Source organism: Pseudalkalibacillus sp. Hm43, from assembly GCF_051842935.1.
Lineage (GTDB): Bacteria > Bacillota > Bacilli > Bacillales > Fictibacillaceae > Pseudalkalibacillus.
On record NZ_JBPXRR010000001.1, the window covers coordinates 1,549,275 to 1,569,606 of the forward strand.

Genomic DNA, 20,332 nt, shown 5'->3' on the forward strand with positions numbered 1-20,332 from the left:
TATGGATCTTTTCTTTAGGATTGTTGAAATCGGATCATTTTTGTTAGGAAACAACTTGTGCAAGTTGAGTACCTTAAGCGGAAATGAACTCAAGAGCAACAATATTTGCGGAAATAACCTTCAGTATTATCGTTTCAGGTAGAATGATCTTCATAGGGATGAATAGCTACTTACTTCTCTTTGAAAATACCAATCAAGGCTGTGGACTTATCTTTCGAGTGTGCGAAGACGACGAAGGTGAGACCATATTGCGGTATGTTGCGTCCAGCGTCTACGAGACCTGGATTCAGATACTCATCCTGATCTGAGAACAACCAATCTCCTCTTTGGTCTTGTGCTGTCAGCGTGATCCCCAACGATTCCTGATAATCCAAATATTCTCCGTTCGTCCTTGAAATGCCGAAGGCGGCATCATTCACTTGATACTTCGTTGACGCGATTGTGCCGTCACTCCATTTCAACGTAGACTGATGAGCATCCACGACACCTAAAAAACCTTCCCCAGGATGTGTTCCTGTCCAGTTGTCTGTATAAGATAAGTCTACATACCAGACAACCAATCCGGGATCATATTCCATGAGTGATTCACCCCTGAGGATGTGCTTGAGACCTTGGTCTACTCCCTGGTGATTCCGCCATTCCAGCAAGTAATAATGCTTTGAGGAGAAAGTGCCGGTATCTTTACTGAACCCTTCCAATGCAAACTGAGCATCCCCTTCTGCGTCATCCCAAAGAATCGTTTCTCCATCCATTTGGATATGGATATCATCTAAATACAATCCTTTTTCCGTGGCTGCGACATCCGTCCAGTAGTTCACCTTCAAGTCTATGATTTTACCCGCAAATGGGGATAAATCGAATACGCCGTCCACCCATCCATCCGAATGACCTGTTATGCCATGACCAGGATTTTGTTCATTGGGATCCTCTGATGTGGTCAGGTTCCCTTTGATTGAAATCCATTCTTCTGTTCCGGTTTCCTTGATCTGTATGGATGCATAATCCCAATTTTCTTCGATTTCATACCAAGCCTTGAACGACAGGCTCGCTTTCTTTGCATTCTGCAGATTGACCGTCGTCAACATGGCGTGATCCAAGCTATTCCCTTTACCGCTGTAATACTCATAGTTTCCACTGTATGGTTCATTGACTTGTGTCATCTTATCCGGAAGCTCTACCCGGATTGCATCGTTCCAGATTCCTTTGTCGTTTGCCTGATCCAATACGGCGAGCTTTGCATGAAAAGACGGATCCGTTATATCAATCGACATTCCGGTCAGCCAATTGCCACCAACATACCCTTGTAAAAATTCCTTTGCCCATGCACTGAATCCAGTGGGCTCCGTTCCCGGGATGATCCCAGCCCAGCTCCCGCTGCTCATGATCGACCAGTAGGCGACCGGTTCGCCTTCTCCTGAATATTGGGTGTCATACTCATCGGGGAGTCCTAGGTCATGCCCGTATTCATGCGCGAACACTCCCGTAGCGCCATCTTCAGGCTCAATCGTATAGTCGAATGCCCCCATCACACCACCCCAATATGGTACTTTGGCGATTGTGCCGGGTATGAGGAACACGCCTCCTAGATTCCAACGGTGTGACCAGATGGCATCTTCACCTAGCGAGCCACCTCCAGCTTCCTCTCCCGCTCCGGAGTGGACAATCATCAAATGATCCACTAAGCCATCTGGTTCACGATAATTGCCGTCACCGTCCAGATCGTAACGATCCTCCATATCGAAATCCCTTAAATTGATATTCGGATCTTGCGCTGCAAGCATCAACGCTTCTGCAACCAGTGTTCGAGGTTTAGAATCGTTACCATCTGGCTCGGGTCCATTCGATCCATAATAAGACGCTGGGTGTGCAGCCGTGTACCAACCAGCCACTTTTCCATCAACGGAGTAACTCCCCCCTGATTGTTGTTCATAATATTGTCTCATGGAGATCAGATTCTCACCTGAAGGTCCCACATACCCTTCTGCTCCAAAAATCATATCTTCGTAATGGGAAACGGGATATTCATCGTAGTACATATCGGTTTCATCTGGAGAAAACGATCCTGTAGGCAGGTCAGGGAATTGAATGGCAATGACGAGCACCTTATCTGTTCTGACTGCTCCTTGCCATTGTTCTTCAAATACAGAAGGAAGTTGGAAGCTGGAGGATTTTTTTGGCGTTCCATTCGTTTTCAAGGGAAATGGCATCCCTTTCCGCATTCTCTCTTGAACATGTTTCAACCGATCGGCATGCTCTCCCCCTAGAACGCTTTTCCCGGAATGCTTATGCGCTTGTCCATTGGCCCGCTTTTCAAGATATGCCTTCAGTGCTTTCTCTTTACCTGAAGCACTTAATGTATTCGAAATCAATCCTCGCTCAATCAAAGCCTCAATCATGCGCTCATCGTTCACAATTCCGAGGTCGATCGGTCCTGGCTGATCCAAATCCGGTTGTATCCAAGACGTAGCAGCAACAGTCGTCGATGAAAAGATGGTTCCGAACAACAATACAGCAGCAATTGCGAGTCCCCTTAAAGAACTGAGCCTCTTCCCCATTCCTTGAACATCTCCTTATGTGAATAGTCGTCGTCCGCGTCAAAGAGAGTAGAGATGTAATAGTGCATTATATGACCTGGGATGAAGAATGCCCATGTCCAGCACGGAATCAATCCGCCTATTTTTGGGTTAGGCGCCGTTGAAGCCGCTCATACGTTTTTCCATGTACGGAGAGACGTAAGTTTTCAAACGGGGAACAAATTGCTATAATAGGTAACTGTAAGTTGTTACATAGTTAAAGGAGGCCCTATTGAATGGAAAATAAAATTGTCGATGCATTCATTGAAATACCAACAGGAAGCCAAAACAAATATGAGTATGACAAAGAGCAAGGTGTATTCAAGCTTGACCGTGTTCTTTTCTCACCAATGTTCTATCCAGCAGAATATGGTTACCTTGAAAATACATTAGCGCTTGATGGAGATCCACTTGACATCCTCGTTCTTGTGACGAATCCTACGTTCCCTGGATGTGTCATCGAATCCCGCGTCATCGGAGTATTGAACATGATCGACTCTGGCGAAGAAGATGCTAAACTTCTCGCGGTACCAGTTGAAGATCCACGTTTCGATCACGTGAAGTCATTAGAAGATGTGTCTGAACACACATTGAAAGAAATCTCCCACTTTTTCGAGCGTTATAAAGACCTTCAAGGTAAGAAAACAGAAATCGGCGCTTGGGAAGGCCCTGAAAAAGCGTCCCAGCTGGTTGATGAGTGCGTAAAACGTTACAAAGAGCAATAAAACCGAATTATATTTGAAAGACCCATGGAAAAGATTCCATGGGTCTTATTTATTTTTGTTGACATAGATTGTGAATGATAGGACAATCAACTATTAATAAGTGAAGGATGAGGTGATGGATCTTTGTTCAATATCGTCATAAGTGACCCAATCAGTAAGACTGGACTAGAGCCTTTAGCGAACACATCAGGAATGCACCTTATCGAAAAAAACATCGCTCAAATAGAGTCCAAAAATGAAGTCGACGCTGTCATCGTGCGGAGCAGTACCCAGATCACGAGACAATTGATTTCCGAAATGCCCCGCCTGAAAATCATTGCACGAGCAGGCGTTGGTGTAGATAATATTGATGTGGAAGCGGCTACGGAACGAGGCATCATCGTCGTCAATGCCCCGAATGGGAATACGATTTCGACCGCTGAACATACATTTGCCATGATGCTGTCTTTGTTGAGGAACATACCGCAAGCGAACCGCTCACTCCGTAACCTTGAATGGAAGCGTTCTGCTTTTACGGGGCATGAATTACATGGGAAAGTACTCGGCATCGTAGGCTTAGGAAAGATCGGATCGGAAATTGCGAAGCGTGCTCTCGCGTTCGGTATGAAAATACTCGTGTACGACCCATACTTGACACAGGAACGCGCAAAAAAACTGCAAGTGGAAGCCGTTCCATTGGATCCATTGCTGGAACACGCAGATATCATCACTGTTCACACACCATTGAATGAGGATACGAAAGGACTCATCAATCCGAAAACCATCGAGTCCATGAAGAAAGGCGTCTATCTGATCAATTGTGCACGCGGCGGAATCATCGATGAAGAAGCAATGCTGAAATACATCAACAATGGACATATTGCAGGAGCAGCACTCGACGTATTCTCAGCTGAACCTTGTTTGGACCAAGCACTACTTTTACATGAAAAAGTAATCGCCACTCCACACATCGCTGCTTCTACCACTGAAGCTCAATACCATGTGGCAAGGCAGGTAAGCGAGGATGTCCGCAATGTATTGCTCGGTGAGCCAGCTTATAATGCGCTCAATTATCCGACGATTTCTAAAGATGTACACGAATTCATCTATCCTTATATCGACCTTGCTTATCGACTAGGCTCATTCTTATCCGAATGTATCAAAACCGCGGTCAACGAAATCCAGTTGAGCTATTCAGGTGACCTCTCAGACCATGAAACGTTACCGATTACGAGAAGTCTTCTCTCTGGGTTCTTGAATCCGCGCGTGGATCAACCCGTCAATATTATCAATGCGAGTGTCATCGCTAAACAGCGGGGGATATCCTACGGGGAAACGAAGGCATCCCAATCATACGGTTATTCCAACTTAATCGACGTAAAAGTAATCGGAGAAGATCATAGCGTCTCTATCCAAGGGACATTATTGCCTGGTTTAGGTGGAAGAGTGGTTAATCTGAACGGATTCGACATCGACTTCACACCGAAAGGTCACCTCGTTTTCATTACGCATAATGATCAACCAGGTGTCATCGGTATGGTCGGTCGGGTTCTCGGAAAATACGAAATGAACATCGCTACGATGCAGGTTGGCCGAAAAGAAATCGGAGGTGGAGCTGCAATGGTACTGACGTTTGATGAGCCATTGACCCACCCGATGCTCGAAGAGTTGCAACAAACGAATAACATCTCATCGGTAACCGTCATGTCGATGGAATAGATGATATAGAGGCGTTCTGGTAAGGTGTAATCACCCATTCGCTGAATTCACCTATCCAGAGAAGCGCTCTGATAGGGTGTGATCATCAATTCGCGGAATTCACCTATCCAGATATGCGCTCTGGTAGGGTGAAATCATCAATTCTCGGAATTCACCTATTCCTGGACTATAAAAATGGCTTAGAGGAACATATCCTCTAAGCCTTTTGATTTACTTTCATCCAAGCTCCACTTCGCGTCGTTTGCCTTTTTCAAATGTCATCAATTGTGTGTAACCGACGGAACGAGCAAATTCCACCGCTTTGTCATAAGCGAATCCGACATGTTCAGGAAAATGAGCATCCGAGGACAAAACGATTGGGATCCCTTTTTTGTAGCACATTTTCAGCAATTCCTCATGTGGATACATTTCTTTTACCGGTTTCCGTAATCCTGCTGTACTGATTTCGATACACGTTTTAGACTCCGCAATAGCGTCCGTCGCCCGTTCATATTGCTCAATGAGAAATTCCTTCTCTTGTGGCACGTAGTTGAAGATTTTGACCAAATCGAAGTGCCCTAATATATCGAAAAGGTTGGATTCAGCCAACGTGACGACTTGATCAAAATACTTCCGGTACGTATCATGCAGATCTCTTGTATCCCATTCGGTCTTGAATTCTGAAAGATCAATGCCGAAATCTTCGACCCAATGGATGGATCCGATGACATAATCGAAATCGTATGAACGGATAAAGGAACCCATCTCTTCGTGCTTTCCAGGTGTGTAATCCATCTCAATCGACATTTTCACATCAATATTCTTCTTCCAGGCTTCTTCAAACAATGCGACATAATCATCCATGTCGTAATAGCGGCGTTCATCCACCCAGGGATTCGAAAGAATATTGGCTGTTTGGTAAAAGTGATACGCGTGTTCTGAAATCCCGAAATGTTCGATTCCTTTTTCTGATGCCTTATCAGTGAACTTCTTCAAATACTCCAATGTCAAAGTCCCATTTTCCAAATGATTATGGTAATCTGTCAGCACGAATATCATCCTTCCGACTGTGATCACCATCATTATACGTGTTTATGACTTTTCTTTAAATACAATGAGTGGATTTCCGGCGACTATTAAATCGGATCCAAGGTCATTCCACAGCATCAAGTTCTCCACGGAAACACTGTATTGCTTTGAAAGCGACCATAAAGTATCACCACTTTGGATTGTGATGACTTTATCTTCTGGTGCATTCGTTTGACTGACCTCAAGTGCATGGAACCGATGGTTTTCTTCGTCTAACAATACCAATGGATCGACTGCATTGCTCTTTTCGATATTCCATTCCTCCGTATGTACTTCGAAATGAAGGTGATTTCCATCCGATCTTCCCGTGTTGCCGACCTTCCCTATGACCTGACCACGTTCGACGACTTCCCCTTCTTCTACAAGTCGCTCACTCAAGTGGGCATAGACCGTTTCCACTTTTCCAGGATGTTTGATGAAGATCACATGGCCATACGTACTGGAGTAATACGATTTATGAACCCTCCCTTGATCGACCGTGTAAATATTTGTACCACGTTCAGCAGCAATATCGATCCCGAAATGCGAACCACCCCGAGAGCCGAAATGATCCGTGATGATGCCCTGAACGGGCCATTCCCAATTGAACGCACCCCTGTTCAATTCTGTCTCCTCTGCAGAAACTATATATGGTTTCGCCAATTCTGGCAAACTAAAAAACATGATCAACAAGCACACGAAGAATCCTTTTTTCCACATAAAAAAACCTCCCACGATTGGTAGAGCATATGGACCAAATTTGCACATGCTCATATCGTATGGAGGTTGTCCAATTTTTATAACAAAAGTTTTTGAATGTCACTTTACTGTAAAAAGCGCTTCAATGTTTCTTATGGAACAAGATTAATCGTCACGATTTACTCGTGTTCTCACTATTTCGAGGGATGTGGAAGGAGAATGTCGTTCCTTCGTTCATTTTACTGTGAACGGATATTTTTCCACCGTGCGAATCGACGATGTTTTTCGCGATGGCAAGACCAAGCCCCGTCCCAGATCTTCCTCTCGTCCGTGCTTTATCTGCCTTATAAAAACGCTCGAACACGAATGGCAGATCTTCTTTCGGAATTCCTGTTCCTGTATCCTTCACCTCAACCAGGATACCATCGCCTCGATCTGTTACTTTGACCGTGACATGACCCCCTTTATCAGTGTGCCGGATGGCATTATCGACAAGGTTCGTCATCACCTGTTCCAGACGATCCGGATCTGCATTTACTTGGACCGGATGCTCTGGAGTAGAAATCTGCAGCTGGATGTCCCTTTCTCTTGAAAGTCCCTGGAATTTGCGAACGACACGACTGAAGAATTCATCCACATCGATTTCCATCTTTTCTAATGAGACATATCCCGCTTCCATTCTTGCAAGATCAAGCAGCTCGTTGACGAGGCGACCCATTCTGAGCGATTCATCATAAATGATCTGAGCAATGTCTTTCTTCTCGGCTTCTGTAGCTGCGATATCGTCAATAATCGCCTCACTATATCCTTGTAGCATTGAAATCGGTGTGCGGAGCTCGTGTGAGACATTCGCAATGAAATCTTTCCGCAGCTTATCGTGTTGCCGCTCTTCTGTCATATCCCGGAATACAGCAACAGCACCACGGACATTTGCCTGGTTATAGAGCGGCGTCATGACAACGACCCAGCTACGCCCTTGCAATTCGATCTCTGTCATCTGTTCTCGTTCGAGGTTGACGACTCGTCGGAACAAGTCTTTGATTTGTTCAGGTAACTCTTCCCCTACTCGTTCCTCCATTCCTTGCTCATAATACCAGGCTTGGATGAAGCGTTCGGAAGGTGGATTCGTCACAAGGATTTTCCCTCTACGGTCAAACGTGATGACACCATCTGCCATACTGCTCAAAATGCTTGAGAGCTGTTCTTTTTCCTGACTGAGTGCATTGATGTTGTTCTTCAGCTTACGCCCCATCCGGTTGAAAGAGAGCGCAAGTTCACCGATTTCATCATGGGTGAGGATCGGTACTTTCGTATCGAACTTCCCTTGAGCCACTTCTAGTGCCGCTTCTCTCATCCGTCGTAAAGGCGCTGTAATCCTCGTGGATAAGAAAAAGGCGAAAATCGTAGTCAGTATGATGGCAATTCCGGCTGATAGATAGATGATCTGCTTCGCTTTCTTATTCGTTTCCTGAATCAAATCCAACGACTGATAGATGTACACAGCTCCGCGCTCATTAGGGGTTAACTGGACAGGTTTCCCGACAATCAGGATTTCGTTCGATTCCGTCCCGTTATTTTTTGCAGAAGGAAAATCACCCTGTACAGTCACTTCTTTTCCTTGTTTCAGAACTTGCGACAACTGCTTATCCTCACGGAACAACGAATAAGGCAAAAGCGACAGTTCCACTTGATTGGAAGCATGGGAGAACTGTGTGTTCTCACCTAATATGACAATATTGCTTGAATGCGCATCGACCAGTGCATTAATCGTTTCCTCAGAGTTTTCGAAGCGTCGTTCGTCTTCGATCACCTGGACGAGTGAGCCGGCAAGTTGAGAAAGCTGCACTTTTGCATTGTCGACGATCAAGTTCTCGAAGAACTGCAGCAATAAGACGGTCAAGATGAATAATACAACGGAAACGAGTAGCAGAATCGTCCCCCAAAGCTTGCCTACGACACTCCGCCAGATCATTCTTGTTCTTCCACCTCGAACTTATAACCGACGCCCCATACGGTTGAAATCATTGATGCTGCATCTGCAGAGACACGGTTCAGCTTCTCTCTGAGCCGTTTCACATGCGTATCCACCGTACGAAGATCTCCGAAGAACTCATAATTCCAAACGTCCTTCAACAATTGTTCACGGGAGTACACTTTGTCTGGTGTCTTGGCCAGATAAAGTAACAATTCATATTCCTTCGGTGTCAAATTGATTTCTTTATTGTCCGCCATCACGCGATGGGCGTCATTATCAATCGTCAAATGCGGAAAAACGAGCAAGTCTTTACTCGCTGTATCTGTATGTAAAAATTTCGTAGCAGTCGATCTTCTTAACAGCGCTTTCACCCGCAAGACGACTTCTCTCGGGCTGAACGGCTTGACGACATAGTCGTCCGCACCAGCTTCAAATCCATGCACGCGGTTCGATTCTTCTCCTTTTGCTGTCAGCATGATGATTGGAGTCGCTTTTTCTTTTCTAAGTTTCTCGCAAACTTCAATTCCGTCCATTTCAGGCAACATCAAATCAAGCAGGATGATATCGAATTCAGACTCCAGGCCGATTTGCAATGCCGTCTCCCCGTCTTCTGCTTCAACGACTTCAAAATCTTCACGTTCTAAGTACATCTTCAGCAATTTACGGATTCGTTCTTCATCATCAACAACTAATACTCTTTGTAAATTTTCCATTATATACAAACCCTCCTACATCATACATACCATTTATTCTTACCAAATGGAAAGAAAACCTCCACGAAACGTGAAGGTTATTTCTTAAGCATACGAGTGTAACCCTGCGATGACAAGGTTGACAGCAATCAAGTTGAACATGATGATGACGAATCCGAGGACGCATAACCATGCAGATCGTTCACCGTGCCAATCTCTTGTCAGTCGTAAGTGTAGATAAGCAGCATAAAACAGGAATGTGATCAGTGCCCAGACCTCTTTAGGATCCCAGCCCCAGAAACGGGTCCATGCTTCTTGTGCCCAGATCATCGCGAATATGAGCGCTCCGAGCGTGAACACAGGAAACCCGATTGCGACTGAGCGATAGCTGATTTCATCTACAAGCTCTTTATTGATATTTTTCAACATCGGCTGTAAAGCTGCGCCTAATCGTTTGCGAAGCAACAATCGAAGCAGACCATAAAGCACACCACCTGAAAGAAGTGACCAGATGAATGTGTTCAGTTTTTTCGGAGCGTCTATACCTTCCATCCAGGATGGAGCTTCGAATAGAGGTCCGAATGTATCTTCTGTCAACAATTCCCCTTCATGAGGTCCTGCAATGGCAGGCAGTTGATAGACAAGCTCTGCTTCCGCTTCATTCTCATTGATCCAGTTGAAGGTCGCCTGATAGTCCGTCAATCCGAAATATAAGGAGACAAGGATGAATCCGAGGGTACTGAGTAATGTATACAGGACAAATTCCAACCATCCCGTCTTCTTCGACCCTTTTGATTGATCGATGGACGCAATGAGATAAATCAGTCCAGCGACAAAACTGATTGCCAGAATCCCTTCCCCAAGGGCAGCTGTCGTAACATGGATCTTCAACCAGTTACTTTGCAGTGCCGGAATGAGCGGTTCGATTTCTCGTGGAAACATACTAGCATAGGCAATGACCAGTAATGCGACCGGCATCGCGAACACACCTAATACGTTCAAACGGTAAATTGCATAAATCACGATGAAGCCCAATACCATCATCATGCCGAAAAACGTCGTGAATTCGAACAAGTTACTGACTGGAGCATGTCCTGACGCAATCCAGCGAGTGATGAAGTAGCCGAGTTGGGAGATGAAACCGATGATCGAAAGGATGTATCCCCAACGTCCCCATTTGTTCATCGTCGTTGCCTCGTCTGACTTCTTGACCGTCAATGCGACGGCAAAGACAGCTGTTGCGATAAAATAGATGATAAATGCCGCATATAATAGACTACTACTTAATTCTGCCAATGTGTTTCCTCCTTTCTATCTGTCTTTTTTCTTTTCTTGTTGATCGATAGCCGGATTCAATTGCAATTTGGATGTGACATCGTCCATTTCACGCTTGATTCCATGCCAGTTCTTATTTGTGTGGGCTGCGACCCAAATTTCTTCCTCGTTCAATTTCAACCAGATCCGTCTATGATTCCAATACAATCCTTGTACGACACCAATCATGAAGATGATCCCACCGACAAAGATGATCGGTAGTGTGTAATCTCGGTTGACCGTAAGACCGGTAATGAACTCTGTATCTATGCCGTTAAACGCGATCTTGTACTGGTTCTCTCCCGAAGGATCGAGGTTCTGCCTGATTCCGATGAATGCAATCTCTCCATCCGGAGTATCAGGGGTCATCATATTGAATATGAACGCAGGATTGTTCGGTACATTCGTCCGTGTAGCCGGTTGATTCCGTTCTTTATCAAAGTAGAAATCAGGATAATAGTTTCTGAGTATGACTTTGTTTCCATCCCCTAGATCGTACTCATTCTTCGGATTCTGTAAATCAACCGTGAATTCTCCGATCGTGTCTTCCGTTTCCTTGGTTTGCAATTGGAAACTCATCTCGCTCATCTCTTGCCTGTAATCCACCTGATAAACGGAAAATCCATCGAATTGCAGCGGTCGGTTGACCTGGATCGGATACTCTTTCACTTCTGTCAGCTCTGGCTTCGCACCAGGAAGTTTTTCATCCGCTTTATACAGAATAACGTCACTTTGATAGTTTTTGACGACCGTTCCGCCGACCCGGTTAAGCGCTTCTGAATAGCGTTCTTCTTTCGGATCATAGGTTTCGAGGACGAACTGCTCATGCTTCAAATAGTACTCGCGATCCGTCCCTTTGATCGCCTTCGTTTCGCCTTCACGGACCCACATATCTTCGTCGATATACATCCCTGGTACGATCCGCAACATCGCTCCAAGCAAGAAAATAATCAGTCCGACATGGTTCACATAAGGACCCCATCTGGAAAATCTCCCTTTTTCAGCGAGGATATTGTTCCCATCACGACGGACTTTATAGCGCTTTTCTTTCAAACGGAAAATCGCTTCTTCAATGAATTGCTCTTCATCGTCAGGACGCTTCGATGTTCCGAACATCCGTTGTCGTTTCAGGAAATTTTCATGCTTGGTCACTCGTTGATTTTTCAAAGAACGATAGAGTGGAATACCTCTATCAATACTCGCGACTGTAATCGAGACCCCGATCAATCCTAGCAGTAGTACAAACCACCACGAACTATATAAGTTATGGAAACCTAACAGATAATAGATTTCTCCAAGTACCCCGTATTCATTTTCGTAATGAGCAGCAGGGTCCACGTTTTGTGGAATGTACATTTGTTGAGGGAAAATCGTTCCGATTGCAGAAGCAATCAATGTAATCACGATCAACCAAACCCCGACTTTGACACTGGAGAAGAAGTTCCACGTCTTATCAATGAAATTCGTATTGTAGGTTTGGGAACGTCTCGCCGTTCCTTCATACCTCATGTTCAAGAGTTGCTGATCTGCTTCTTCCTGGATCGGTTTTCCACATGATTCGCAAAGAATCGTACCGTAGGGATTCAGATGGCCGCATTCGCACTTAATCTTGTCCATTTGAACACCCCATTATGGCTTAATTTGTTCCATGTAATCACGGACACGTGTATCGTTCAATTCACCGGTAATCTTATCAAGAACTTCCCCTTCAGGACTGATGAGATAAGTGGCTGGCAGGTTACCGACACCATATGTATCAACCACTTCCCTTTGCTGGTCCAACACGATCGGGAATGTCAGGTTCTTCTCTTCGGCGAATTTTTTGACGGTCAATTCTGTTTCTGCGATATCCACCGCCAGAACGACAACGCCTTGATCTTTATATTTCTCGTATTGACGTTGAATTGCCGGCATTTCTTTTTCACAAGGCGGGCAATATGTACCCCAGAAGTTCAAGAAAACGCCTTTCCCTTTGAAATCTTCTAGTTCGACTTCATTTCCATCTAGGTCTTTGAGGACAAAATTCGGAGCCATATCACCTGCAGCGACGGGCTCTTCCTTGTCACTGAAAACTGTCTGAAAAAGTGTGTATCCAAGGGCTAGGGCAATTACAGCCAATATGACAGTACGCATGATGAATCGCTGCTGTTTTTTCATAATGGCAATCGCTCCAATCTAATCTTCTACCCTTCCTACTATAACGCTAATTTGTCCAGTATTCATGGGTTTTTTTTGACTTTTATGTGACAGCAAGGTTGCGCAACTGCTTGATTTCATGAGGGGTGAGCGGTCGGGACTCGCCCGAGTTCAATCCGTGCAAGTCGAGGAATGCATACCCTTCCCGTTTCAGCTTTTGCACTGGATATCCGAGTGCTTCGAACATCCTTCTGACTTGCCGGTTTCGGCCTTCATGAATAGTCAGCTCGATGATCGCTGTTTGCTTCTTTTTATCCAGACTTTTCATCTTCACTTTGGCTGGTGCCGTTTTGCCGTCTTCAAGTTGGATGCCTTTCGCAAGCGTGCGAAGTTCGAGCTTGCTCGGAATTCCCTTGACTTTCGCTATGTAGCGCTTATCCACGTGGTATTTCGGGTGCATAAGGATATTGGCAAAATCACCGTCATTCGTGAGTAGAAGCAGCCCGGATGTATCGTAATCCAATCGTCCGATCGGAAAAATCCGTTGCTCTACTTCCGGGAAGTAGTCGGTTACGACCTTTCTTCCTTTTTCGTCTTTTACACTCGAGATGACCCCTGAAGGTTTATACATCAAGAAGTAGACGGGTTCCTCTTTATCGATCGGTACACCGTTCACTTCGATTTCGTCTGATGGGGATACTTTTGTACCTAATTCCCTTACGACTTGTCCATTCACTTTCACTTGTCCTTCTTCAATCAGCTTCTCCGCTTTACGGCGGGAAGTCACTCCAGCTTGTGCTATTACTTTTTGTAATCGTTCCATACTTTCACCTCATTCTCAATCATACTCCTCGGTGTTTGAATTCTCAAGTTTACATGATTTTTTTGGCTGGTGGCTGGGGTATTCATTACCTTCGGAGGGGAATTTGGGTGTTAATGGAGACGAATAGAGGCTATTCGTTACCTTAGAGGCTTGTTTTGGGTGATGATGAGGATGAATAGAGCCTTTTCATTACCATTGGAAGGGAATTTCGGTGTTGGTAGGGGTGAATAAGCACTAATCATTACAGTTGGTTACGATTTCGCTGGTGGTAGGGATGAATAAGCACTACCCTTCCCGAAATCAGCCCCCACCTCTTTTTCGGGCACGATAAACGCTCTATCCTTCCCGAAATCAGCCGACTCCTCGGGCACGATAACTCCTCATCCTACCAAAACCAAAAAAGGAAGGTGCCCGTTACGGGCACCCTCAATATAAGGAGGAAAAATGAATGAAACCTAGCTTCCAAAAACGAGAGTAACGACGATGATGGCGCTGATGATGCCTACCAGATCTGCCAGCAGGCCGACCTTCAGAGCGTCTCCCATCTTTTTGATGCCGACTGCACCAAAATAGACGGTCAATATATAGAGAGTCGTGTCTGTGCTTCCTTGCATCGTGGAAGCCAGCCGACCGATGAACGAATCTGCTCCATGTGTACTGATCAAGTCGGAGGTCATCGCCAATGCTCCCGTACCGGAAATCGGACGGATCAAAGCGAGTGGCACGATTTCAGATGGCACTCCGATGGCTGTCAGAAAGGGCTGGATCGACGAAATCATAAACCCCATCGCACCCGATGCCCGGAACACCGTTATCGCTACGAGCATCCCGACGAGATAAGGAATGATCGACACGGCAATTGAAAATCCTTCCTTACCGCCTTCCACAAACTCTTCATACGTAGCGACTTTCTTAAACGTCGCATAGATCAACACAAATCCAATCAAGCAAGGCATGAGCCAAATGGAAATCGTCGAAACTGCTTCCATGATCAATGCCTCCTTCTCTGCATCCGACGTCGGTGGAAATATCGGTCGATCAGAACGGCAGCAACCGTCGAACAGGCTGTTGCAATCAAGGTCGTCCCAACGATGTCCGTCGGGGAAACCGATCCGTAATTCATCCGGATGGCGATGACAGTCGTCGGTATGATCGTCAAACTCGAGGTGTTGATCGCCAGAAAGGTAATCATCGACCTGCTCACTTCATCCCGGTCCTCATTCAATTTTTTCATCTGTTCCATTGCCTTGATTCCCATCGGAGTGGCAGCATTCCCTAATCCGAACAGGTTTGCCACCATGTTGGAGAGGATATAACCCATGGCGGGATGATCTGGCGGCACTTCCGGAAACAACCTTCGTACAATCGGCTTGAACAAGCCAGTCAATTTGTCCAACAATCCAGCTTTCTTGGCGATGTTCATCAACCCTAGCCAAAAGACGAGGATGCTGATTAATCCTAAGCTGATGGTGACAGCCTCCTGCGCACTTTTGAAAAGGACTTTGTTCACTTCCTCCATCGTTCCATTGATGGCGGCATAAACGATACCGAAAACAAACATGAACACCCAAATGAGATTAACCATAAGGCACCGTTATGATGAAAAACTTCGTAACAACCTCTTTCACCGTCTTCCAAAAGGTCTCTTCATCCATTTCCCGGTACGTACCCTTCATATATAGGGGCATCGTCCCGATCGGTTGATCCTCAAGAAGTACCGTCACATTACCGACATGACTCGGCGGATTTTTCCACTTTCCTTTTTCAGGTGGCTTGATCAATGTGATGTCATTCCGGACAAGCTCCCGTTCATCCTCTGATAATGGATAGGCGAACGTACGGGCCGCTTCGACTTTGTTTTTGTAAAATTTGTTCTCTAATCCCTCAATGGTGCCTTTTTCAATGATTGAAACGAGATCGTATTCTTTGAATCCCCATTCATACAGGTTCATATGGTCATTCCAGTCGTCTCCGTCGTTCAAAGTGACGGCGATCAGTTCCATGTCCTCTTTTGCTGCAGTCGATACGAGTGTTCTTTTGGCGAGGGAAGTGAAGCCGGTTTTTCCACCCGTCGTATATTTGTACATCCGGAGTAATTTGTTCTTGTTCTTCCAAATGCGATCCCACTTCTCACCTTCTTGGGGTGCACGATGGGTATCTGTTCCAGCGATTTTACGATATTCGGAATTGTTCATCGCATAACGGGTCAACAACGCCATATCATACGCAGTGGAGTAATGGTGTTCACTGTCGTCCAAGCCATGGGGATTGGAGAAATACGAATTTTCCATGCCCAGTTCCATCGCTTTTTCGTTCATCATAAAAGCAAAGCCTTCCACACTGCCGCCGACATGCTCGGCAATCGCCACAGCTGCATCATTCCCAGAACGGAGCATCAGGCCATAGACGAGATCCTCCATAAGAATCTTTTCGCCTTTTTTCAAGTAGATAGAGGACCCTTCTGCATATGTCGCCCGCTCACTCACTTTCACTTTTTCGTCCATTTTACCCGACTCGATTGCAAGTATTGCGGTCATGATTTTGGTAATGCTTGCGATGCGCATCTTCTCATGCTCTTTTTTCCCGAATAACACTCTACCGGATTCTTGTTCCATGAGAATCGCTGCACGAGCGTTCACCCCTGGGCTTGCTGCTTCCCCTGTGTGGTGGATCGGTATCAATATCAATAATAAAAGGGCTAGCCCGATTCGGATTCCTGTTTTAATTGCTGCAGCAAACATAACATCCCGTCCCTTAGCACGTTTTGTACAAGTTTATGCTGGAAAGGACGGGATATGAAAAAAAGATAGTATACATAATGTTGTTATGGTCGACTTGTATTAATGTTGTTCGTCAAGGTCGTTCAGGTTCGTTCGGTATGAATCGAGGGGTAGACTTGAATGTTGCTTCATAATTGCACAATTCTTTCAGAGCGGCTTCTTCTGCAGGAATCCTGACGAATCGGATCAACCACGCATTCAATATCGTAAAAAGAACGGCCGTAACATAGGCGTTGAACAGAAGCGGAATGACGATCAGTTCCAATGCTACAATCACGTAGTTCGGATGCCTTATGAAACGGAACGGACCCCTTTTCACGACATCTGCTCCAGGTAAGATGATGATTTTCGTATTCCAAAAGTGTCCTAACGAATGGATCGTCCAGATTCTCAAGGCTTGTAGTACGACAAATAGAACGAACAGGATGCCGAATATAGGCGAGAGCGAAAAACCTTGCAAGGAAGACTCGATCAATAAAGAAATGAGGAATGCGGTGTGAAGGAGCACAATGTATTTATAATGTTCGGGTGCGTATTCGTGCGCGCCTTTTTCCTTTTGGATACGTTCATTCCGCCTTGCGATGAATAACTCGACAAGTCGTTGGACGACAAGAAACGAAAAGAGTACGATGAATACCATTCTTCTCCCCTCCTTTTATTCGGTCCATTCCAATAAGACGATTTCTGAACTGAACCCAGGACCAAGTGCCATCAACAGTCCCAGTTCTCCTGCATTGATCTTTTTACCAAAGAATCTGCTCAAGACATATAACACAGTGACAGAGGACATGTTGCCATAATGCTTCAACACTTCCAATGCATCCGCGATCATTTCTTCAGGCAGAGAAAGTGCACTCCGATAAGCATTAAGCACCTTGATTCCACCTGGATGAGCCACTAGATGCTGAATTTGATCCATTTCCAGCTTTTGATCTATCAAAAATTGATGGATCGTCGGATACATCCAGTTGTCTACGATCGTAGGGATGTCTTTCGAGAACACGACATTCAATCCGTTGTCCTTCACGTCCCAGCCCATTACGTCTTCCGAATGTGGTTTGAGGGTCGACTGTGTTGCAATCGTTTTAACATATGTATGTCCGTCTTGCTCGAATTCGTTCACTTTCACATTTTCACCAACGACAAGAGCTGCGGCAACACCATCTGCAAACAAGGACGTACCGATCAAGTTACTCTTTGAAAAATCGTCATTTTGGAAAGTCAGGCTGCAAAGCTCCACACAAACAAGCAGAACCTTCGCATCTGGGTAGGCAAGGCAGTAGTCATGTGCGCGGCTCATGCCTGAAGCGCCTCCCGCGCACCCGAGTCCCCATATGGGAATCCGCTTCGTATGTGGGGAAAACGGCAGCACATTCATGATTCTTGCTTCCATGCTAGGCGTGGAAAATCCGGTAGAAGAAACAAAGAAAATCGCTTCAATTTCATGATAAGGGGTGTCGTACGTGCTCAAACATCGTTCGATCGCCTTAACACTATATTCCAACGCTTTCTCGATATACAGATCGTTTTTTTCTTGTAATGAATGATCATGTTTGTACCAGCTGACATCCTGCACAAAATTCCTGGATTGGATCTGACCATTTTCAAACACCTTCAACAGACGTTTGATATTAGGGAAATGATCCTCGAACATCTCCTTGGCGAAGATGACTGTTTTTTCTTGGTCAATCTTATGTTCTGCATCACATGTTCCAACCGATAGTATGTATGGCATGAGCGACCCTACCCTCTCATATGGTTGGTAACAGTTTGTACTAATTTCGGTGAATTATGTAAAACCGGGCATCCGTCCAGACCGCCTACTAGACGAATGCATATAGTATGGGTGAATGACTCAGGAGGTAGAGGGGGACTTTTCATGTCAGACGGACTCGGGAAAGGATTCATTTTAGTCGTCGTACTATTCGTCCTTTTGGTGATCATCGGGATCGTGGTCTATACCGGAACGGTCGGCTAACATCGATCTATCCATCATTTTCAATAAAAAAAGGGATTGTTCCGATCCGTGCGGCTTTGAGCATTTCAAACCTGTACAAATCGATCAATCCCTTTTGATTTCTTTTATGCTTGAGCAGTTTCAAGATTCAGTTGACCATCTGACTCCAGCTGTGTGACCCACCCTGTGATTGTTTCAGCATCCAAACCTTTGAACAAAGCTGCAAACGCCTCTTCTTCATTGATGTATACCCGATGACGATGTTGGAAATCAGGATTTTTATGTAATGCGATGAGTGCCACAACATCCCGCATGTGAATGGATTTGCCCTTCACGTCAAAAATCGGGTCTGATTCGAACGGACTCCATTCCGACATCTTCTCATCAAAGAAACGTACATACAAGACTGCCAACGTTTTGCTTTTACCATCCTCACCGGAAAAAGTGACCTCCGAACGCGTGAAGAATTCCTCAGGTGAATTGGACTTCGACTTTTCCAGTTCTTCACCGGAAATGGAATGTATGATCAATTTCCTTCCTCCTTATCATCCGTATTGATAACATCTTGGAAATTTTCAAAGAAAAGATCCGCTTCCGCCTCGATTGATTCTTCCCCTGATTGCTCCGGAAGGCTTGGTAGATCCTCCAACGCCCGCAAACCGAAGTATTCGAGAAAGTCACGTGTCGTACCATACAGGATTGCCCTGCCTGTCCCTTCTGCTCGGCCGACTTCCTTCACCAACTGTTTCGAAGATAAGGTCTGGATCGGCTTTTCGGTCTTTACTCCACGTATATCTTCAATTTCAGCTCTTGTAATCGGTTGTTTGTATGCAATGATGGCAAGCGTCTCAAGTGCTGCTTGAGACAGAGAACTTGTCGTCGGTGACTCTACGAATCTCTCATAATAAGAAATGTGTTTCGCTTTGGTTGTAAATTGGAATGCTCCAGCGATTTCAACAATTTCGATACCACGAGCCTCAGATTGATATTCTTCTTTCATTTCTTGAATCAATTCATCCGCTTCCGCCACTTCGATTTGAAGAATATCGGCAGCTTGTTTGCTTTCCAGCCCTTCGTCTCCGACGACAAAAAGTAGGCCTTCAATGATTGCTTTCTGTTCTATTTTCGTCGTCAATGGCTTTTCTCCTCCTGTACCAGATGAATCATGATATCCTGAAAATTCTTTTCCTGCTCACAACGGATTTGTCGTGTCTTCATCAGTTCCAATACGGCCAAGAAAGTAACGACCATATGATCGCGGCTCGGATAAGGAAACAGACTTTTGAAAGTCCTTACCCCTTTCTTACCTTTCAGTTCTGTCACGATTTCATTCATTCGAGTGTCGATCGGAATGTCCTGACGATCGATTTTCGTTTGTGGTTGTTTTTTTGGTTTCTTTTTATCAAATATGGATTGGAATGCATCCACGAGGTCATAGATCGTCATATTGGATACTGGATTGACCGGTTCAGCATTCGCCTCGATATGCTCAAGGTTGGAAGGGGGTTTTGAGAAGGTAAGACTCCTCTGTCCTTCGTGTTCTCGCAAGTAAGTCGAAGCTTCCTTGAACTTCCGATATTCGATCAATCGACGGACAAGTTCATCCCGGGGATCTTCTTCCATATCCATTTCCATTTGCTGATCATAATCTTCTTCCTCATGCTTTGGAAGTAGCGTTTTGCTTTTGATGGCGACCAATGTCGCCGCCATCACAAGGTATTCACTAGCCACATCCAATTGCAATTCTTGCATCGTATGTATGTATTCTAAGTACTGTTCCGTAATTTGAGAGACTGGAATATCATATATATCGATCTCATAACGGTTGATCAGATGAAGTAACAGATCAAGAGGTCCTTCAAATGCATCCAGTCTTACATTGTATTGCGTCATGTATTTTTCACCATTTCCAG

The 20,332-nt window shown here is 45.1% G+C and carries 20 protein-coding genes; 3 read left to right on the plus strand and 17 right to left on the minus strand.

What is annotated here, in order from left to right:
- Window positions 1–170: 170 nt before the first annotated feature.
- Window positions 171–2,555, minus strand: coding sequence for an immune inhibitor A domain-containing protein (locus ACSVDE_RS08290; RefSeq protein WP_439300444.1), 2,385 nt, complete (start codon window positions 2,553–2,555; stop codon window positions 171–173).
- A 254-nt stretch (window positions 2,556–2,809) separates the two neighbouring features.
- Between ACSVDE_RS08290 and ACSVDE_RS08295 the strand changes: the two genes are divergently transcribed.
- Together ACSVDE_RS08295 and serA are read left to right on the plus strand one after the other, a co-directional pair.
- Complete coding sequence (locus ACSVDE_RS08295) at window positions 2,810–3,298, plus strand: inorganic diphosphatase (RefSeq protein ID WP_439300445.1); 489 nt, start codon at window positions 2,810–2,812, stop codon at window positions 3,296–3,298.
- Between the two features lie 123 nt (window positions 3,299–3,421).
- Complete coding sequence (serA, locus tag ACSVDE_RS08300) at window positions 3,422–4,996, plus strand: phosphoglycerate dehydrogenase (protein WP_439300446.1); 1,575 nt, start codon at window positions 3,422–3,424, stop codon at window positions 4,994–4,996.
- A gap of 216 nt (window positions 4,997–5,212) precedes the next feature.
- Here serA and ACSVDE_RS08305 read toward each other — a convergent pair whose 3' ends face one another.
- The 13 genes from ACSVDE_RS08305 to ACSVDE_RS08365 form a co-directional block, all read right to left on the minus strand.
- A complete protein-coding gene (locus ACSVDE_RS08305; RefSeq protein ID WP_439300447.1) occupies window positions 5,213–6,025 on the minus strand; it encodes a histidinol-phosphatase in 813 nt (270 codons plus the stop codon).
- Between the two features lie 42 nt (window positions 6,026–6,067).
- Window positions 6,068–6,763 (minus strand): peptidoglycan DD-metalloendopeptidase family protein, encoded by a 696-nt coding sequence (locus tag ACSVDE_RS08310; RefSeq protein ID WP_439300448.1) that lies wholly within the window; start codon window positions 6,761–6,763, stop codon window positions 6,068–6,070.
- 151 nt (window positions 6,764–6,914) lie between these two features.
- Window positions 6,915–8,714 carry an ATP-binding protein gene (locus tag ACSVDE_RS08315; RefSeq protein ID WP_439300449.1) on the minus strand — a complete coding sequence of 600 codons (1,800 nt, stop codon included), beginning with the start codon at window positions 8,712–8,714 and terminating at the stop codon, window positions 6,915–6,917.
- A complete protein-coding gene (locus tag ACSVDE_RS08320) occupies window positions 8,711–9,430 on the minus strand; it encodes a response regulator transcription factor (RefSeq protein WP_439300450.1) in 720 nt (239 codons plus the stop codon). Before ACSVDE_RS08320 ends, ACSVDE_RS08315 begins: the two co-directional genes overlap by 4 nt.
- An 84-nt stretch (window positions 9,431–9,514) precedes the next feature.
- On the minus strand, window positions 9,515–10,705 hold the full coding sequence (gene ccsB, locus ACSVDE_RS08325; protein ID WP_439300451.1) for a c-type cytochrome biogenesis protein CcsB: 1,191 nt from the start codon (window positions 10,703–10,705) through the stop codon (window positions 9,515–9,517).
- A 15-nt stretch (window positions 10,706–10,720) separates the two neighbouring features.
- Window positions 10,721–12,340, minus strand: coding sequence for a cytochrome c biogenesis protein ResB (gene resB / locus ACSVDE_RS08330; protein WP_439300452.1), 1,620 nt, complete (start codon window positions 12,338–12,340; stop codon window positions 10,721–10,723).
- Window positions 12,341–12,352: 12 nt separating this feature from the next.
- A complete protein-coding gene (gene resA, locus ACSVDE_RS08335; RefSeq protein WP_226549702.1) occupies window positions 12,353–12,880 on the minus strand; it encodes a thiol-disulfide oxidoreductase ResA in 528 nt (175 codons plus the stop codon).
- Window positions 12,881–12,962: 82 nt separating this feature from the next.
- Window positions 12,963–13,682: a pseudouridine synthase gene (locus ACSVDE_RS08340; protein ID WP_439300453.1), complete on the minus strand. Its 720-nt coding sequence runs from the start codon at window positions 13,680–13,682 to the stop codon at window positions 12,963–12,965.
- A gap of 455 nt (window positions 13,683–14,137) precedes the next feature.
- Window positions 14,138–14,671, minus strand: coding sequence for a spore maturation protein (locus tag ACSVDE_RS08345; protein WP_439300454.1), 534 nt, complete (start codon window positions 14,669–14,671; stop codon window positions 14,138–14,140).
- A gap of 2 nt (window positions 14,672–14,673) precedes the next feature.
- On the minus strand, window positions 14,674–15,267 hold the full coding sequence (locus ACSVDE_RS08350) for a nucleoside recognition domain-containing protein (protein ID WP_439300455.1): 594 nt from the start codon (window positions 15,265–15,267) through the stop codon (window positions 14,674–14,676).
- The gene (locus ACSVDE_RS08355; RefSeq protein ID WP_439300456.1) at window positions 15,260–16,423 is read right to left on the minus strand and encodes a D-alanyl-D-alanine carboxypeptidase family protein; all 1,164 of its coding nucleotides are present in this window, start codon (window positions 16,421–16,423) and stop codon (window positions 15,260–15,262) included. The genes ACSVDE_RS08350 and ACSVDE_RS08355 overlap by 8 nt, the downstream gene beginning before the upstream one ends.
- A 112-nt stretch (window positions 16,424–16,535) precedes the next feature.
- Window positions 16,536–17,102, minus strand: coding sequence for an isoprenylcysteine carboxyl methyltransferase family protein (locus ACSVDE_RS08360; protein ID WP_439300457.1), 567 nt, complete (start codon window positions 17,100–17,102; stop codon window positions 16,536–16,538).
- 15 nt (window positions 17,103–17,117) lie between these two features.
- Entirely contained in the window at window positions 17,118–18,197 is a 1,080-nt protein-coding gene (locus tag ACSVDE_RS08365) for a type III polyketide synthase (RefSeq protein WP_439300458.1), read from the minus strand.
- 144 nt (window positions 18,198–18,341) lie between these two features.
- On the opposite strand from ACSVDE_RS08365, the gene ACSVDE_RS08370 reads away from it, so the two are divergent.
- A complete protein-coding gene (locus ACSVDE_RS08370; RefSeq protein WP_439300459.1) occupies window positions 18,342–18,440 on the plus strand; it encodes a YjcZ family sporulation protein in 99 nt (32 codons plus the stop codon).
- Window positions 18,441–18,544: 104 nt separating this feature from the next.
- On the opposite strand, the gene ACSVDE_RS08375 is transcribed toward ACSVDE_RS08370, so the two are convergent.
- From ACSVDE_RS08375 to ACSVDE_RS08385, 3 genes are read right to left on the minus strand one after another with little or no spacing between them, the layout of a single operon-like run.
- Complete coding sequence (locus ACSVDE_RS08375; RefSeq protein WP_439300460.1) at window positions 18,545–18,949, minus strand: hypothetical protein; 405 nt, start codon at window positions 18,947–18,949, stop codon at window positions 18,545–18,547.
- A complete protein-coding gene (gene scpB, locus ACSVDE_RS08380) occupies window positions 18,946–19,554 on the minus strand; it encodes an SMC-Scp complex subunit ScpB (protein ID WP_439300461.1) in 609 nt (202 codons plus the stop codon). Before scpB ends, ACSVDE_RS08375 begins: the two co-directional genes overlap by 4 nt.
- Window positions 19,551–20,312 carry a segregation/condensation protein A gene (locus ACSVDE_RS08385; protein WP_439300462.1) on the minus strand — a complete coding sequence of 254 codons (762 nt, stop codon included), beginning with the start codon at window positions 20,310–20,312 and terminating at the stop codon, window positions 19,551–19,553. Before ACSVDE_RS08385 ends, scpB begins: the two co-directional genes overlap by 4 nt.
- Between the last annotated feature and the right edge of the window lie 20 nt (window positions 20,313–20,332).

What these genes read in the sequence shown, in the direction of transcription:
- ACSVDE_RS08290 (WP_439300444.1), bottom strand. Translation starts at nt 2,555, where the DNA reads ATGGGGAAGAGGCTCAGTTCTTTAAGGGGACTCGCAATTGCTGCTGTA.
- ACSVDE_RS08295 (WP_439300445.1), top strand. Translation starts at nt 2,810, where the DNA reads ATGGAAAATAAAATTGTCGATGCATTCATTGAAATACCAACAGGAAGC.
- ACSVDE_RS08310 (WP_439300448.1), bottom strand. Translation starts at nt 6,763, where the DNA reads ATGTGGAAAAAAGGATTCTTCGTGTGCTTGTTGATCATGTTTTTTAGT.
- ACSVDE_RS08315 (WP_439300449.1), bottom strand. Translation starts at nt 8,714, where the DNA reads ATGATCTGGCGGAGTGTCGTAGGCAAGCTTTGGGGGACGATTCTGCTA.
- ACSVDE_RS08320 (WP_439300450.1), bottom strand. Translation starts at nt 9,430, where the DNA reads ATGGAAAATTTACAAAGAGTATTAGTTGTTGATGATGAAGAACGAATC.
- resB (WP_439300452.1), bottom strand. Translation starts at nt 12,340, where the DNA reads ATGGACAAGATTAAGTGCGAATGCGGCCATCTGAATCCCTACGGTACG.
- resA (WP_226549702.1), bottom strand. Translation starts at nt 12,880, where the DNA reads ATGAAAAAACAGCAGCGATTCATCATGCGTACTGTCATATTGGCTGTA.
- ACSVDE_RS08340 (WP_439300453.1), bottom strand. Translation starts at nt 13,682, where the DNA reads ATGGAACGATTACAAAAAGTAATAGCACAAGCTGGAGTGACTTCCCGC.
- ACSVDE_RS08345 (WP_439300454.1), bottom strand. Translation starts at nt 14,671, where the DNA reads ATGGAAGCAGTTTCGACGATTTCCATTTGGCTCATGCCTTGCTTGATT.
- ACSVDE_RS08350 (WP_439300455.1), bottom strand. Translation starts at nt 15,267, where the DNA reads ATGGTTAATCTCATTTGGGTGTTCATGTTTGTTTTCGGTATCGTTTAT.
- ACSVDE_RS08355 (WP_439300456.1), bottom strand. Translation starts at nt 16,423, where the DNA reads ATGTTTGCTGCAGCAATTAAAACAGGAATCCGAATCGGGCTAGCCCTT.
- ACSVDE_RS08360 (WP_439300457.1), bottom strand. Translation starts at nt 17,102, where the DNA reads ATGGTATTCATCGTACTCTTTTCGTTTCTTGTCGTCCAACGACTTGTC.
- ACSVDE_RS08365 (WP_439300458.1), bottom strand. Translation starts at nt 18,197, where the DNA reads ATGCCATACATACTATCGGTTGGAACATGTGATGCAGAACATAAGATT.
- ACSVDE_RS08370 (WP_439300459.1), top strand. Translation starts at nt 18,342, where the DNA reads ATGTCAGACGGACTCGGGAAAGGATTCATTTTAGTCGTCGTACTATTC.
- ACSVDE_RS08385 (WP_439300462.1), bottom strand. Translation starts at nt 20,312, where the DNA reads ATGACGCAATACAATGTAAGACTGGATGCATTTGAAGGACCTCTTGAT.